At 39.8% G+C, this 15715-nt stretch carries 12 protein-coding genes and 1 pseudogene; 6 read left to right on the forward strand and 7 right to left on the reverse strand.

Annotation, left to right across the window (positions count from 1 at the left end):
* Positions 1 to 8 precede the first annotated feature (8 nt).
* Entirely contained in the window at positions 9 to 1046 is a 1038-nt protein-coding gene (locus LEP1GSC202_RS19140) for an ATP-binding protein (protein ID WP_015679241.1), read from the forward strand.
* A 36-nt stretch (positions 1047 to 1082) separates the two neighbouring features.
* Here the strand turns inward: LEP1GSC202_RS19140 and LEP1GSC202_RS19145 are convergent, their stop codons facing one another.
* The 5 genes and pseudogenes from LEP1GSC202_RS19145 to LEP1GSC202_RS19165 all read right to left on the reverse strand — a co-directional run bounded on the left by LEP1GSC202_RS19145 (position 1083) and on the right by LEP1GSC202_RS19165 (position 6636).
* A complete protein-coding gene (locus LEP1GSC202_RS19145) occupies positions 1083 to 1616 on the reverse strand; it encodes an adenine phosphoribosyltransferase (protein WP_015679465.1) in 534 nt (177 codons plus the stop codon).
* 93 nt (positions 1617 to 1709) lie between these two features.
* Positions 1710 to 2600, reverse strand: a complete 891-nt coding sequence (htpX, locus tag LEP1GSC202_RS19150; RefSeq protein WP_015679336.1) for a protease HtpX — start codon at positions 2598 to 2600, stop codon at positions 1710 to 1712.
* Positions 2601 to 2685: 85 nt separating this feature from the next.
* Positions 2686 to 4301: pseudogene (locus LEP1GSC202_RS19155) on the reverse strand (NCS2 family permease).
* Positions 4298 to 4756, reverse strand: a complete 459-nt coding sequence (locus LEP1GSC202_RS19160) for a ClpXP protease specificity-enhancing factor SspB (RefSeq protein WP_015679371.1) — start codon at positions 4754 to 4756, stop codon at positions 4298 to 4300. Before LEP1GSC202_RS19160 ends, LEP1GSC202_RS19155 begins: the two are co-directional and overlap by 4 nt.
* On the reverse strand, positions 4753 to 6636 hold the full coding sequence (locus tag LEP1GSC202_RS19165) for a polysaccharide biosynthesis protein (protein WP_208597430.1): 1884 nt from the start codon (positions 6634 to 6636) through the stop codon (positions 4753 to 4755). Before LEP1GSC202_RS19165 ends, LEP1GSC202_RS19160 begins: the two co-directional genes overlap by 4 nt.
* 83 nt (positions 6637 to 6719) lie before the next feature.
* Between LEP1GSC202_RS19165 and LEP1GSC202_RS19170 the strand changes: the two genes are divergently transcribed.
* Positions 6720 to 7202, forward strand: coding sequence for a hypothetical protein (locus tag LEP1GSC202_RS19170; RefSeq protein ID WP_015679284.1), 483 nt, complete (start codon positions 6720 to 6722; stop codon positions 7200 to 7202).
* On the opposite strand, the gene hrpB is transcribed toward LEP1GSC202_RS19170, so the two are convergent.
* The gene (gene hrpB / locus LEP1GSC202_RS19175; RefSeq protein WP_039929617.1) at positions 7184 to 9661 is read right to left on the reverse strand and encodes an ATP-dependent helicase HrpB; all 2478 of its coding nucleotides are present in this window, start codon (positions 9659 to 9661) and stop codon (positions 7184 to 7186) included. The genes LEP1GSC202_RS19170 and hrpB overlap by 19 nt on opposite strands.
* Positions 9662 to 9779: 118 nt before the next feature.
* Here hrpB and LEP1GSC202_RS20415 point away from each other — a divergent pair, with 118 nt between their 5' ends.
* Positions 9780 to 10676, forward strand: coding sequence for a methylated-DNA--[protein]-cysteine S-methyltransferase (locus LEP1GSC202_RS20415; protein WP_015679419.1), 897 nt, complete (start codon positions 9780 to 9782; stop codon positions 10674 to 10676).
* Here LEP1GSC202_RS20415 and LEP1GSC202_RS19185 read toward each other — a convergent pair.
* On the reverse strand, positions 10644 to 11384 hold the full coding sequence (locus LEP1GSC202_RS19185) for a lysoplasmalogenase family protein (protein WP_015679382.1): 741 nt from the start codon (positions 11382 to 11384) through the stop codon (positions 10644 to 10646). The two genes, LEP1GSC202_RS20415 and LEP1GSC202_RS19185, sit on opposite strands and share 33 nt — an antisense overlap.
* 302 nt (positions 11385 to 11686) lie before the next feature.
* Between LEP1GSC202_RS19185 and LEP1GSC202_RS19195 the strand changes: the two genes are divergently transcribed.
* Genes LEP1GSC202_RS19195 through LEP1GSC202_RS19205 form a run of 3 tightly spaced genes read left to right on the forward strand, consistent with a single transcriptional unit; the run spans position 11687 to position 15618 of the window.
* Positions 11687 to 13192: a choice-of-anchor D domain-containing protein gene (locus tag LEP1GSC202_RS19195; protein ID WP_039929596.1), complete on the forward strand. Its 1506-nt coding sequence runs from the start codon at positions 11687 to 11689 to the stop codon at positions 13190 to 13192.
* A gap of 19 nt (positions 13193 to 13211) precedes the next feature.
* Positions 13212 to 15266, forward strand: coding sequence for a S8 family serine peptidase (locus tag LEP1GSC202_RS19200; protein ID WP_015679395.1), 2055 nt, complete (start codon positions 13212 to 13214; stop codon positions 15264 to 15266).
* 22 nt (positions 15267 to 15288) lie between these two features.
* Positions 15289 to 15618, forward strand: coding sequence for a hypothetical protein (locus LEP1GSC202_RS19205; RefSeq protein ID WP_244147782.1), 330 nt, complete (start codon positions 15289 to 15291; stop codon positions 15616 to 15618).
* The last annotated feature ends 97 nt before the right edge of the window (positions 15619 to 15715 follow it).

Raw genomic sequence — 15715 nt, forward strand, 5'->3', positions numbered from 1 at the left:
GCACTGGAATGAAAACAAGTTTTTCCGTCCTGGCTGGTTTTTTCTGTATCGGTGATTTCACAATCTTAATTGATACTTTGTTCTTAAAAAACCAAATCCTAAACCATCCTCATATCATTTCGACGTATCTGGTTTTTTTCTCCTTTGTTTTGATTTTCTTTGGATTACATTTCCCTACTTTTTTCCGGAATTTCCCAAAACTCCTCATAGTCTCTTCTTTTGTTTTTGGAATGGGAATCATGTTATTGTTAGTTGATCTAGGGCTTTTAAATGACATTTACCCAGAAGCAAGTTTGATTTTACTTAAATACTATTATAATACTTATTACATTCTTACTTTTTTTGTATTTTCTTATTTAATTACCTCAAAACTTCGATTCAATTTCCCTGCCATCCAGAAGTTTATGGAATATATATATTACGCGGCAATTTTTACTTGTTTTAGTTTTTTGACTATTTGTATTTTCCCGAATCTAATCCCCGCAACTACTTCCTATTTTTTACATTTTTTCTTTTTTATGAATTTATTATTTATCACTTGTTTTGTTGTCTTTTTATTCCATTACTCTTTTACGAAAGATTATCTCACCCATCCCTTTTCTTTTTTATTTGAAAGATCCAAACAAATTTTTGAAGAAAAAATACCAGCAAACCGTGCCAATTCAAGAATCATCAAGGAAAAACTTTGGACCTTATATGATAAACAAAATTGGCGCAATACGATGGATAGTTTTTGGTTTCAAATCCTTGTAGATGAAACATTGGATAATGCTTTAGAACATGGTGGGAAGAGAGAAGACGATATCATCACTGTCCATGTGTTTGAATCAGCCAAATACATAGATGTATTTGTGATTGATAGCGGAAAAGGTTTTAATCCTAGACTGGTTCCAAGTCCTATTGATTCCGATCGAAAACTTGTGACTGGTGGTAGGGGAATTCACATCTTAAAAAAACTATTTTTGGTACGATGGAATTTTTTAGGAAATGAAGTGAATATACGTGTGGACAAAACAAAAAGTTCCGACTGGAAAACCCATGTATGATCGGAACCTTTTTAAAATGTTTCTTAAATCTTAGTTTTAATGTCCTTCAAATTCACAAATAGAAAACACATCAATCCCATACGTATCTTTGATCCGTTTCGCTCCACCTAAATCAGGTAAGTTGATGATCGTAGAACATTCGTGGATTTGGCCTTTCAAATTTTGGATGAGTTTGATGGATGCTTCCAAGGTTCCCCCAGTTGCAATCAAATCGTCCATAATGAGAACCCTGTCTCCTGGAACGATTGCGTCGGTATGGATTTCTACATGGTCAACACCATACTCTAGTGCATAAGATTCAGAAATGGTATTGCCTGGAAGTTTTCCTTTTTTTCGGATGGGAACAAAACCCACTCCCAATTGGAAAGCAAGCGCTGCCCCTGGGATGAAACCTCTTGCGTCGATAGCAGCAATTTTATTTAATTTTGCATTTTGGTAACGTTCTACAAACATCCCAATGGTAAGTTGGAAACCTTCTGGATCGATGAGAAGGGAAGTGATGTCTCGAAACAAAATCCCTGGTTTCGGATAATCAGGAATGGTTCGTATCTTAGATTTAACAATGGACATAAAAGGATGAAACCTAGGAAGACTAGGGTCTTGCAATAAAAAAAGGCCGGCAAATGCCGACCTTTCTCATCATTCGAACGAATTCGAAAAGGATTATCTCATTTGTTTGAGAGCCAAAATTCGTTCTTCCAATGCCGGGTGGGTCGCAAAAAGGGATAAAAATCCCCCTTTTTTGGAAGAGATTTTAAAAGAAGCAAGGGCTTCTCCTCTTGGGTCCTCTGGCATCTCTACCATTTGTCTGAGGGATTCAAGAGCTGAAATCATTGATTCTCTACCCGCAAGTTTGGCACCACCGGCATCGGCTCTAAACTCTCTTTGGCGAGAGAAGTAAGCCACTGCCATCGATCCAAGAATGGAGAATACGATATCAAGTAAGATGGTCACTGCAATGCGAACGATATGCGCCATTTCTTCTTTCACAGCGTTTGACGCAACATACGCGATGATCCGAGAGATGAACATTGCAAACGAGTTCACAACACCTTGGATGAGGGTAAGGGTTACCATATCACCATTTGCGATGTGAGACAATTCGTGAGCGAGTACACCTTCTAACTCTTGTGTGTTCATTCGATTGAGTAAGCCAGTGGAAACAGCAACAAGCGCACTGGACTTACTTGGTCCTGTTGCAAAAGCGTTTACTTCAGGTGATTCGTAAATTCCCACCTCAGGCATCGGTAAGTGGGCTCTCTGTGCGAGAGATTGGACGCGACGGTAGATTTCCATTTCGTGAGAGGAAGCTTGTTTGGGATCGATGATTTTCACTCCCATCGTCCACTTCGCCATCATTTTGGAAAGTAAGAGGGAAATAAATGATCCCGCCATACCCCACATCAAACAGAAAACAATGAGTTGCGTTAGGTCCAAACCAAAAGCTCGGATGCTAAATCCCATCGAGCCCATAAGGGTGGTGACGATGGAAATTGTAGTCATAATCAATATGTTAGTTAACAGGAAAAAACCGATTCGTTTGATCCAAGTCATAGGAAATTGTTCTCCTTAAGGTCCAAGAAGGAACCTATTCTTTAGACTGAAACTGTATGACCTTTTCCAAAAGATTACAAGCAATTTAATGGTCTGCTGGATCTGCTTTTTCTTTCGAACCAAGGAACTTCACGAACAAAAATAAGGTCGCAAGCGACAGGTAGGCGATTGGAAAATCCCAATTGGCAATTTCTGTGAATCGATTCAAAATCGCATTTCCTTTCAGCTCGTACGCGTGGATCCAGCCAACTGTAGATAAAACTGCGGCAATCACAGCCCATAGGCTTGCCTTCCACCATTCTCGTTCCAAAATGAATACCACCATCGCCGCCCAAATCATGGAAGTGATTAAAAATCCTTGGGAAAGAGAAAGGACTCCACCCAAAGCGTACGGCAAAAATGGCAAATGGGTTGGGATGTCTGATAAGGAAAAATGGATTTCCTTATTTGCACCTAATTCTTGTAATATGCCCTGAAGTTTTCCATCCAAAAATAAAAACACGTTTTGAATGATAAGCACTGCCCAGCCAGCAAAGGCTGGAAGTAGTCCCACAACAACGGCAGGGGAATGGTGTTTCGGAATGGCTTGGAATGCTTGGCTTGTGATGATGATTCCAATCCAAAGGACAATGGCCATACCCGCTTCCACAGGGATAAGAGCTTGGATGAGGCCCATCAGTCCAAAAAGACTCACAACTGTCATAAATACACCAGATAACATCGAATAACTATGTTTGGCACCTAACGCTTTCCATCCGGGGTGACCGATATAAATGGTTGTTGGGAATGGAGATCCAAAGGCAGTTCCTGCAAGTGTTCCCAATCCATTCACAAGTAAGGATGTTTTTGTATCAAAACTATCACCGGATGCTTCTGCGGATTCTATGTTTTGTAAAGAACCAATGACATTAAAAATTCCCATTGGTAAAATAATGGAGAAATATGCTTGTAAATTTGCATAGTTCAGTGTTTCCAAAAGAGGAAATAAAGAAAGTTGTGGGAAATAAAAACCTAAATTAGAAAGTCCGTTTTGGATTCCACCTTCTTTGTAGATAGGGTCTCCCAAAATCCAGAAAGATACGAAAGAAATACTCCCACTAAAACCGATAAAAATCCACCAGGGATTCCAAATGGAAAACGAACCTTCCCAAAATATTGTAATAGGATGACACCTAATGGAATAAAGGCGATGAGTGGCCTTTCAAATGTTTTGAGTAAAAAATCCATAGAAATAAACGTAAGTGCAATGCCTGCCAAGGCAGAGAGTAGAGCCGCTCTCGGTGTGTACTTACGAATGTGGGCTGCAAGAAATGACCCCAATACTTCGATAAGGCCAGAAGCAAATGAAACAAGAAGCCCTGCTTTCCAAGCTTCTTTGTAATCACCAGTTGCTTGGTAAGTGGGAAACATCACAAAAAAGATAAAAGCAAATAGAGAAACAGTGTTTATTCCATATGGGATGGCAGTGACATCACTTCGATTGGTTCGTTGTCCCAATTTCCAAGCTTGCCATGCATAAAATACATTCCCAACAAGTAACGAAACGGCGGCACCAGGTAACACCACTGAGGTGATAAATTCCATTGGGAAACCACAAACTCCCATACATAGGGCAGAGAGTACCAGTAATTGGATGAGGTTGTCGACCATGAGTCCAAAAAATCCGTCTAGGTCACCTCGAGTGATGGTAAAAAAATTCATTCGCTTCTTTTGCCTCCAAAATCTACGCGAATCACATTTCCCTCACCTGTCACTTCTGGTTTGGGAGATTTAGGTTTTGTTTGGGGTTCGTCTGCATTTCCACTAGTTTCGATTTGTAAAAATCGAAGTTGGGAGGCAGAATTTTGGAATTTATCGTAAATACGAAACACTGCATCCCAAGGGATCATTGTTGGCTCCCAAGTAGATCCAAATTGTAATTCGGCAAATAGATAATCCGGTTTGCTATCTAAAACTTTTACGGCTTTGTCACCAAATACGAGTACAATGCCAGATTCTTTTTCGGCATTTAAAAGTCCTCGTTTTCCGATTTCTAATTTGGGATGGGGCATAACATGGATATAAAAAACACCAAATCGTTCCCAATATAAATTGAATAAATCTCTTTTGAACTCACGTAACGTTGTGATTTCTTCCTGCGTGAGGTTTTCGCTCATAAATTCCTTTTACCGTGTGATGTTTCCCATTCAATGTATTCATCATGGATTTTGTATTCTGGAATGATGTCTTTTAATCCAAGAAAAATCTCTCGATTTTTATTAGCCTTTGCCAAAGAAAACAATCGATTGAGTTTGTTTTGGAAAAGTAATAAATTGTAATGATCCAGTGGGGCAGCGATTCGGATTTTTGGATGATGGGTTTTTTTGATCCCTTCTGCATTTAACAGAAGTTCTTCGTACAATTTTTCCCCTGGCCTTAGTCCTGAAAATTCAATATTGATGTCTTTGTAGGGTGTGTAACCTGACAAACGAATCATTTCTTCTGCAAGCGAAAGGATTCGAACAGGTTCCCCCATATCGAGTAAAAAGATTTCACCATGTTCTCCCATACTACCTGCTTGTAATACAAGTTGGGTGGCCTCAGGTATCGTCATAAAGTATCGAATCACTTCCGGGTGGGTTACGGTGACTGGTCCACCACGTTTGATTTGTTCTCGAAATCTTGGGATGACACTTCCATTGGATCCTAAAACGTTTCCAAATCGCACTGTGATGAATTTGGTTCTTGAATTTTGTGAGATATGTTGCAAATAAATCTCAGCGGCTCGTTTAGATGCACCCATAATATTGACCGGGTTTACTGCTTTATCAGTAGAAATGAGGACAAAACGTTCGACACCGATGAGACGGCATACATCGGCTACATTTTTCGTACCCATCACATTGTTTAGGATCGCTTCTGATGGATTGATCTCCATCATTGGAACGTGTTTGTATGCGGCGGAATGGAAAACAACGGCGGGCCTATGTTCTTCAAATACTGCAGAAATTCTGGATAAATTTTTGACATCTGCGACAACAGGACGGATATCAATATTAAACTCTGAAAAGTTTTTTCTTAATTCGTAGTCAATTTCATATAACGGGGTTTCGGCGGCATCCAAAATGACAAGAACACTTGGTTTGAAAAGAGCCACTTGGCGGCAAATTTCAGAACCAATCGATCCACCAGCGCCTGTTACAAGGATCACCTTTTTTTCTAAGTAAGATCGTATGGATTCAATTTCTAAATTGACTGTGGGTCTGCCAAGTAAGTCTTCCACTTGGACTTCCCTGAGTTGGGTGATATTCGGTTTTCCTGCGAGATATTCGCCAAACGTTGGTAAGATTTTAAATTCAACACCTGAGCCATCACACTCTTTCATGAGTTTACTCACAACACGTCCGTCAGGTTGGGGCACGGTCATGATCACTTTTTTGATGCCGTAACGTGTGAGCACCTTACCAATATCATCTGTTGTTCCAAGGATAGGTACCCCTTGGATGTAACCACCTTTTTTGGCAGCGTTGTCATCCAAAAATCCCACAGGTAAATATTCTAAATTAATATTTCGCCGAATTTCAGTTAGGAAGGAACTACCTAGTTTGCCAGCACCCACGATGAGAATGGGGATTCCTTTTCGAATTTTATCGGAACTAAATATTTGTTCACGGATCATCCTCCAACTCAAACTTCGTAGGCACAAAAACCCAAGTAAGATGAGGGTATCAAGGATCGGAACCATCCTTGAGAGTTGGTAAAATCGATTGTAAAAAAGTAAGGCAAGGGTTGAAACAAGGGAAGACAGAATGGTTGCTTTGATGATGGAGAGTAGGTCGTGAAGGGATGCATACGACCACAAGGAGCGGTAAATCCCAGAAAATAGAAAAACCACACTGCGAGTGACCACCACAATTGTGGCGCAAATCCAAAAATCGGGGTAGTTGTCCAAAAAACTTATGTTTTCGAAACGCACAAGGTGTGCGAGAAAATAGGACAAAAACATAAAGAGGATGTCGACAGGAAAAACCCAGTATCTTCTCGGAATCGATTTCATATCTGATAAATAAAGGTATTTGGAACAAAATTCCTTGTAAATACAGAATCTTTTCCGAAGAATAGAAAAGAGGAAAAACCTGTTTGAAATCACTTCTTTTCCGCCTAGCGGGGAAATTTTCCGCAGAAATTGGCTCGGAACTTTATTTAAAACTAAAGGAAGAAACCCTTTCGCCTTCGCTTTTTTGTCTGGATTTTAGCGAGGTGAACGAAGTCACGGAAGTGGGCTCGGAATTTCTCAAAAAAATGGCAGTCCGCTGTAAAGAGACAGGTTCCAAATTGGCTGGATTTGGTTTGAAAATAGAAATTCCTCATTTGGAATCACAAACCCTTTCTTTTTTCAATGGAGAAGCGGAATGCATCCATTACTTAGAATCATTTTACATCGGCGATTCCCCTGCCAATGAACTCATCCCAAACGCAAAAGAGGGCAAAACCATCCATTGTCCGGAATGCCAAACCAAACTCCGATTCAAACAAATGGGAGATCATCTTTGTCCCAATTGCCAAACCAAATTTTTTGTGAACCAAAAAGGGTGGGTATCAGCTTACGAACGTTTGTTGTGATTCAAATGTTTTGTTGGGACTGCTTCCCAAGGTTTGTCGGGCCAAGGGTGTTTTGGATACCTACCTTTTAACTCCTTTTTCACTTCATGATACCCAAAATTCCAAAAACTTTCTAAATCTTTTGTGATTTGCACTGGCCTCCTCGCGGGTGACAACAAATGGATTAAAATGTTTATTTTTCCATTGGCAAGTTTCGGAAGTTGTTTTAAACCAAATAACTCTTGTAATTTGACATGTAACTCGGGTTCGTTTCCGGAATATTGGATGGAAATCTTGGAACCTGAGGGAACATGGATAGAAGTGGGAGCTTCTTTGTTTAGAATGGATTCGTTTTCGTAACCCAGATATGCCTTAAATGCTTCCCAATAAGGAATTCGATCTAACGAGATTTTATTTGTTTCCCAATTGATGAAAGGGAATAACCACTCTTTTGCAGATTTTTTTAGCTCTTCGAAAGATACCTTCACTTCCAATATTTGGTTTTGCACCAAAAAGCGCACTCTTTCGTATAGGGATTGGAGTTCTTCTTTTCGTTTCCATTCGGATTCCCAATCCAAAGAGAGTAAATATTTTTCCAGTGCGTTTTGTAAGGCAATAGGATCTGGATTTTTTAGTTCTTTGGACTCTAATGTAAGTTCACCTAACCTTCGTTCCTCTAATACAACTAAATTGGATTCTCCTTTTTGGGTTGTTCTGATTTCAGGGAATTGTAAGGTTTCGAGTTGGTTACTTAGGCTTTCTTTTATTGTCTCAAGAGAGATAGGTAAGTACTGAGTGATAAAAATGGATTGTCCAAAAGAAATGGTGTCAATCGCAATCAAATACTCTGGTAAATTTAATAAGTTTGTACTTAGAACTCCTATTTTCCCGTTGGAAAGTTTGTAATCATTCCCATCTGCTTTTCGTTTGGCGATCCTGTCAGGGTAACCTTGGCAAAGGTAAAACTCCGGGCTTTGCGATTGGCTTTTTTCTATATTTGAAATCCCTTCCTTTTTCCCTTGAAATATGCCAAAAATTTGTTTGTAGATCTGTTTTAATTCAGGATTGGTTAGGGTTTGGTTGGAAGAATTTCTCAGTGGAAATTCTTTTGCCTCTCTTCCGGATGATTCCTTTCCTAATATCGAAAAAATGTTTTCTACGAAAGGTTCCATTGATTTCGGTAAAACACTTAAAATCCTTCCCAAACGGATGGGTAAAGGGTATAACAAGGCTTCTTTGCCAAGTGAAGTTAAATTGAGATTTGTATCCAAACATCCAAGTCGTTTTAACCGTTCCATGGATAGGAGGAGTGAGCCTTTGTTTGGTGGATCGAGGAATGGAAGTGAATCGATATCTTCTCCGAACGATTTCACTTCTAAGACCAAACGATCTAAATCTCCCTCAAGAATTTCTGGTTTTGTACGATCATAAAAACTAGTTTCTTCTTCTTTGGACCAAAGCCGATACACAATACCTTTGCCTTCTCTTGCCGCACGTCCTGCTCTTTGTTTGGCGCTACTCAAACTGATGCGATCTTTTACCAAGTGTTGGATTCCCGATTCGGGATCAAACACTGAATGTTTAAAAAATCCAGTATCAAAGACAACCCGAACCCCAGGGATGGTGACAGAGGATTCAGCGATATTTGTGGAAAGGACAATTTTCTTTTTCCCATCTTTTAGAGGCAAAAAAACTTTTTCTTGATCTCGTAAACTCATGTCACCAAACAATGGAAATATGGACGAATGGTTTTGGCATATTGGATTTGATTCCAATGCCATTTTGAGATCTAAAATTTCTTTTTTCCCCGATAAAAATACTAAAATGTCACCTGATGTTTGTTCCACTGCCTTTGGAACAAGGTCTTGTAATCTTTTTTGTGAATTTAGGTTGGACTCTCCCATATAAAAGATTTCAAGTGGGAAGGTTTCTGTGACCACTTCGATGGTAGGATTATGGATTCCAAGTTTTGAAAAGTTTTGTCCTTCTAAGGTTGCGGACATGATCAGGATTTTTAAATCGTTACGAAAAATTTCTTGTGACTTTTTTGCCAATGCAAAGCAAAGATCCGACTCCAACCTCCTTTCATGGAACTCATCGAAAATAAGAAGTCCATAGTCTGAAAGTTCTGGATCGGATAATAAATATTTTGTAAGGATACCATCCGTCACAAATTCAATTTTTGTTTCGGAACTGGCTTTTGAATCAAAACGCACTCGGTAACCAACGGTTTGTCCCACCTCCTCACCAAGCGATTCACTGATGCGTTTGGCAGCATTTTTAGCGGCAATCCGACGGGGTTCTAAGATACAAATTTTTTTACCATTCCCCAACCCTTTTTTTAATAATTCCATGGGTAGAGCAGTGGTTTTCCCTGACCCTGGTGGTGCATCTAAAATGGTGATGGGGAATTGATGGATAGATTCGGATATCGCCTGTAAGGCGGTAAGCACTGGGAATTTTGATTCGTTAGAATTCACAATAGGGGATAAAAAAATACTTTTGGTTCCTTGTAAAAAATGCAAACAAAATGTATTTTTTTCTGAAAATCACAAGAATCGGGTTTCCTCCCTTTCATTTTGGGATTAAAATTCAAATGTGGTTTTTCAAGAAAAACAATACAAACTCATTCAAAATTCCATTGAGTACATCGTAAATCACTACGAAACCCAGCCAAATTTGGAAACTTTAGCAAGTCTTTCTGGGCTAAGTCCTTCCCACTTCCAAAAATTATTTTTGTCATATGTGGGTGTTTCTCCGAAACAATTTTTGGCATCAGTTACCATAACGCATGCTAAGCGAATTGTAAAAAAAAGGCCAATCCTTGATACAAGTTATGATTTAGGATTATCCGGTACGGGAAGGTTATATGATTTGTTTATCAAATGGGAAGGGATGACACCTGGTGTGTACAAATCTGGTGGGAAAGGACTTAGTTTATTTTATGAAACGATCCAAACGATATTTGGAGAAATGTTCATAGTTTCTTCCGAAATAGGGGTTCAATCCCTTCAGTTTGTTTCGTCACACGAAGAAAAAGAGATCTTACTCCAGTCTCTTAAAGAGGAATTTCCAAATGCTGATTGGATTGAATCTGATGGGAATAGAGACTTACATAAAACGGTAAAAGAATATTTGCAAACATTTAGTCCACCTAACAAAAGGATACAACTGTCACTTGTTGGAACACCCTTTCAACTGAAAGTATGGCAATCCCTCTTGAAGATTCCCATGGGTGAAAACCGAAACTATGGGGAGATCGCAAAGTCCATCGGAGCACCAAAGGCGAGTCGAGCAGTCGGATCAGCGATTGGTAAAAATCCAATTGCATTCCTGATCCCTTGCCATCGGGTGATCCAATCCTCTGGACTTTTCGGAGGTTACCGGTGGGATCCCAAACGAAAAGAAATCCTTCTCATTTGGGAAAATGCTAAAACAAACTCCATTGAATCCCTTTCCCATTTAATGGGTGATGAGTCGAGTGTGAGACACTAAAAAGAATCCAATGAGCAATAAACTTTGTGCAATGAGGTAGGTGACCCAAGGGACTTGGAATTCCCATTTCGGATGCCTTGTGCCATTGATGGTTGTCTCTCCCATCACTGCATCTGATAACAAAAAAAATAAAGCACCAATTGCCAAATAGATCCAAACACCGCCATACAAAAGATAAGCGTTGATACAAATTGATACAAAAAAACACAACACAAGCCCATAAAAAAAAGCGGATGCCATCACCCATTTTGATCTTTCTGGATGATACACTCTAAAGTAAAAAATCACAGCAGGTAAAATTAGTAGGATAGCAGTGATCAGGTATGGTTGGACTCCGGTATACAATTCATTCCAAGTGATGAGTTGGTGTAACGCTAAAATGAAAAACACCTGTGCGATGGCAAAATTAAAGATCCCACCAAGCACTGGGTCTTTCATGTATTTTTTTGCCAACGGGAATTGTAAATTGAACCAATCACCTAACATTGAGAATGTGATAGCGTATAATGGATACACAAACTTTGCATGCCCCATTTGGAATAACAACCAAGCAAACACAAACATCTGAAAGGAGAATCCTAAGTACACCCCTCGGGAAATTTGCAAACGAGTTTCTGGATTTTCTTCATCGCTAATGGTGAACCAATGGATACAAAACGCGGAGACAATCGCAAAGGGAACGGCTGTGAGAATGAGATAATATACCATATGGTATACTACCATGTTGGAAAAACAAAAGCAAACATTAACTGATTTGGTGTAGTTATATCCTTTACATTGTTGCCAATTGCCTTGCAAACATACCAATTCTTTTCAAAACGAATGTTTGTTATTTGCGAGATACTCTCCAAAAATATAAAAATGTTTCGTACAAACCAGAATGAACGTTCTAAAACGACCTTTGCACCGTTTTTAACGGTTTGAAACCTCTCTCGCAGAATGCTGTTTAGTTGCGAAACTCCTTTAGGGAAATCATAGTGGTCGAAAATCGTAGTTTTGGTCCCAAATTTATGCAAAAAAAGAACATTTTAATACACTTAATTTCCTTATTCACGTTTATTTCCTGTCCTGGAGGCGGTGGTGGAGGCGGCGGCGCTGCCTTTGCTCTTTTAGGTTTAGGTGGTGGTGGAGGAGGGGATGTACCAGCACCTAAATTGGAAGTATGGTATTCAGGTGTTGTTCGGGAGAGTGGGGCAACGATTGATATTGGATCGGAACCAGTGAATACAACAGATGGGAAAACAGGCACGGTCACGATTAAAAATGCTGGTACTGCCTCTATTACATTACCAGGTTCTCCTAATATCATTGAGAAATCTGGAACGAACGCTTCTGAATTTACAATCACACAACCAAGCAGTTCCACTCTTGCCGCAGGTCAATCGGTAACGTTTACGATTAATTTTAAACCGACAGGAATAATTGGTCCTAGATCTGCAATTTTGAAAATCCAATCTAGTGACCCAGCTGTGTCTTCATTTCAGATGAATTTAACAGGAACAGCAGAAGCTGCGACTCCACGTCTAGCAGTGTCTGTAGGTTCAACACAAATTTCAGCAAACGGAAGTTATAGCTTGGGTTCTGTGGAAGTGGATTCCAGTGGAAGTGCAATTGTATTCACTGTTAAAAATACAGGAAGTTTAACTGCGAATTTGGATTCACCAGCTGTGACATCAACCAACGTAAGGTTTGCGCTGAATCTTGCTGGATTTCCGGCAACACTCGCGCCTGACGCAACGGCAACATTTACGATCCAATTTTCCCCATTAGCAACAGGAGCCCAAAACTCAAGTATTGCTGTGAACTATGATGGTGCCTTAAGTTTCTTATTTACTGCATCTGCAACTGGAACTCCGAAACCGGTTCCAACGATTTCCATTTCGCATAATTCCACAAGTTACACGAGTGGAGGCACCATTCCAACATTTGGAATTGTTTGGCCGACATTAACTTCCACAGCAAAAACCGTGACGATCAGCAATACGGGAACCGCGACAATGACTGGGATTACGATAACGAAAGAATCTGGTGATACTTCTCAATTTACAACAAGTGCATTTAGTACGGGAGCAACCCTTGCTGCAGGTGCTTCCGGTACTTTTACCATTCAGTTTAATCCGTCAACTTCGGGAGCGAAAAATGCAGTCGTGCGAATCGCAACAAGTAATGGAAATAATGGATCAGCTTCGATTGCGGACTTAGCGGTAACTGGGACTGGGAAAACTGGCACGGATGTTCTCGTGACATGGAATGCTACGAATGAAAAGGCACCCAATGATACGGATGGAGGCTACCGGATCTGTTATAGCCAAACAAATGGATTCACTCCTAGTCATAATCCACCATCTGTCATCTGCGAAAACCAAGGGAATGCAGGTGGTACGACTTCAAATTCGAAAGTGATTACTGTTACGACTTTTGGAACTTGGTACTTTAAAGTTTATTCTTACGGTAAATACAATACAACCGGTGGTACTCCCTCAAGCCAAGTATCTGTCACAGTGCCTAGTACATAAAAGAAGAGGAAAAACCTATATGAAATTGAATCAAAAATTTATCTTAAAAGCTTTCACTGTTATTACTATTTTAGTTTCTTCTCATCTTTTGGTCTCAGAACCTATATGGAAATTCGGTGAATCGAAGTTGGATATTGAAGCTCTAAAGGCAAAATCAAAATCCTCGAAAAAGTTGCCGTACCTTCCGGGTGAAGTAGTCATTACATTCAAAAAAAATGTTCCGGACTCTGAGTTACTTCGCCAAACTTCAAAACTTGCAACGATCACTGGTGGATTAAATTTAAAAGGTCATTTTACAACTGCGAAACTTCTGGAATCCGAAACGATGGAAGAAGGAATTCGGCGTATCAAACAAGATCCAAATGTTGAAACGGTTGAACCTCGTTATTTGTATTATAAACAAGCATCTGCACCTAACGATCCTCAATTTTCCAGATTATGGGGACTTAGCAATACTGGGCAAACACTTGCTTCTCCAAGTTATACAGCTAACTCAAGTAATCCTGGTACATCTGGAAAAGATATGAATGTTCTTGGTGGCTGGGATGTAACAACTAATTGTACAGGTGCCAATGCGATCGTTGCAGTATTGGATACTGGTGTAACCTATAACCATGAAGACCTCGTCGGAAATATGTGGGATGGTTCTGCCGGTTGCGTAAACCAAAACGGAACAGCAATTGGTGGTGGTTGTCCTAATCATGGATACGACTTTGTTAACAGTGATAATGATCCAAAAGATGAAGAAGGGCATGGAACACACGTTGCAATGACGATTGGCGCTGTTGGCAACAACGGAGTGGGAATTACTGGAGTTTGCCAATCCGCAAAAATTATGGCAGTCCGAGTACTTGGATTGGGTGGTGGAACAAACGATTCCGTTGCCAATGGTATTTATTTTGCCGTTCGCAATGGGGCTAAAATTATCAATATGAGTTTGGGTGGTTCAAATTATAGCCCCACGATCAATACAGCGATCGAATTTGCAAGGACCAATGATGTACTTGTTGTGGTTGCGGCTGGGAACGACGGATCCAATTTAAATGGGACAGGCATTAGTCAGAATTCTTATCCTTGCGAAAATTCTAATGCAAACTTAATTTGTATCGCAGCTTTAGACCAAAAGCATGCCCTTGCAAATTTTTCCAATTATGATTCCAATGCCACTTCTACCAGTCGAACTGTTGACTTTGGTGCACCTGGTACCAATATCTACAGTGGTTATGGTAATGAGTCTACTGTCGCGGAAACTCAAACTTCTTATGAAAATGACTGGATTAGTGGGTTAGGTGAAAGTGGGAATCCGTGGAGTTACCACTCCTGTTCATTTTCTGCAAATGGGACTCCTTTAACATTGTCCGGGCTTTTTTTGCCAAATGATTGTTCAGTGATTGGTTGGAATTACACGGCGCCTTATAATAACCCGACTGCAATGCCAGCCTTTTCGAGCAGATCGGTTTATAAAAATTTTTCGATTAATAGTAATGCAACAAATGTTAAGCTTAACCAAATACTAATTTCCGATGGAGAAGGTTATGACTCAACGAATTGCTATGATTATACAGAGATGTATCATTCTGCTACATCAGGTAATCCATTTTCTGGTGGAACTGCGATTTCGCTTGTAGATAGGTTGCGAAGTACCTACATGACGAAATTTTGTAGGAAAAATTCTGCGGAATATTCTTTCATTAGCACTGAATCACCAATCTTAACTGCTTGTATCGGTTCATCAAACTGCACAGTCGGTTATCGCTTTACTTCTGACGGAAGTGTAAACAACGGAGGAGCACTTGTAACAGAAATTTCTATGTATACATGGGCACCATCAACAACTGCTTACACCAATTTAAATGGAACCTCTATGGCAACTCCTAACGTAGCTGGTGTTGCCGCTTTGATCCGTTCTTACAACCCGAGTTTCACCTATCAGGACGTGATTACAAAACTGATCGCAGGTGGCGTTGCCGAAACAGCTTTGAGTGGTACAACTCAATATGGGACAGCAATCAATGCCAATAACTCCCTTAAACATTTGAAGCAAGTCACTGGTGTTACACTTCAATTACAATAAGACAATTGTACTCAGTTTGGTTATGGCAATCGCCATGACCAGCTGTACTTTGTTTGGTAAGGAAAAAACGAATCCAACACTTTCTACGATTCCGGAAAAACGACAGATGTATAAATCAGGAGAGTATCTTTTCGCGACAAACGGAGACGTTCCCTTAGAGGAAATTCGATCTCTCTTCGATGAATTTGGAATCATTTCGCTAGAACTGTTGATCATTCGTGATCGGAGTTATAAAGTTGTTTTGGAAAAAGACCCAGGCCTTCCCATTTTAGAAGCAAAAACCAAACAATTTGGTAAAATTCGGTACATCGAACGAAACCAAATCATGCAAAAATACAAATCCAAACCTTGAGGCCAATTGAAAATCCAAAGAAAATAAGTTTATAGGTCAGATCCATCCATACTTTCGCTTCAAAAAAAACAAATGTTTACGATCCATATTTTGTCTA

Source organism: Leptospira yanagawae serovar Saopaulo str. Sao Paulo = ATCC 700523 (genome assembly GCF_000332475.2).
GTDB lineage: Bacteria > Spirochaetota > Leptospiria > Leptospirales > Leptospiraceae > Leptospira_A > Leptospira_A yanagawae.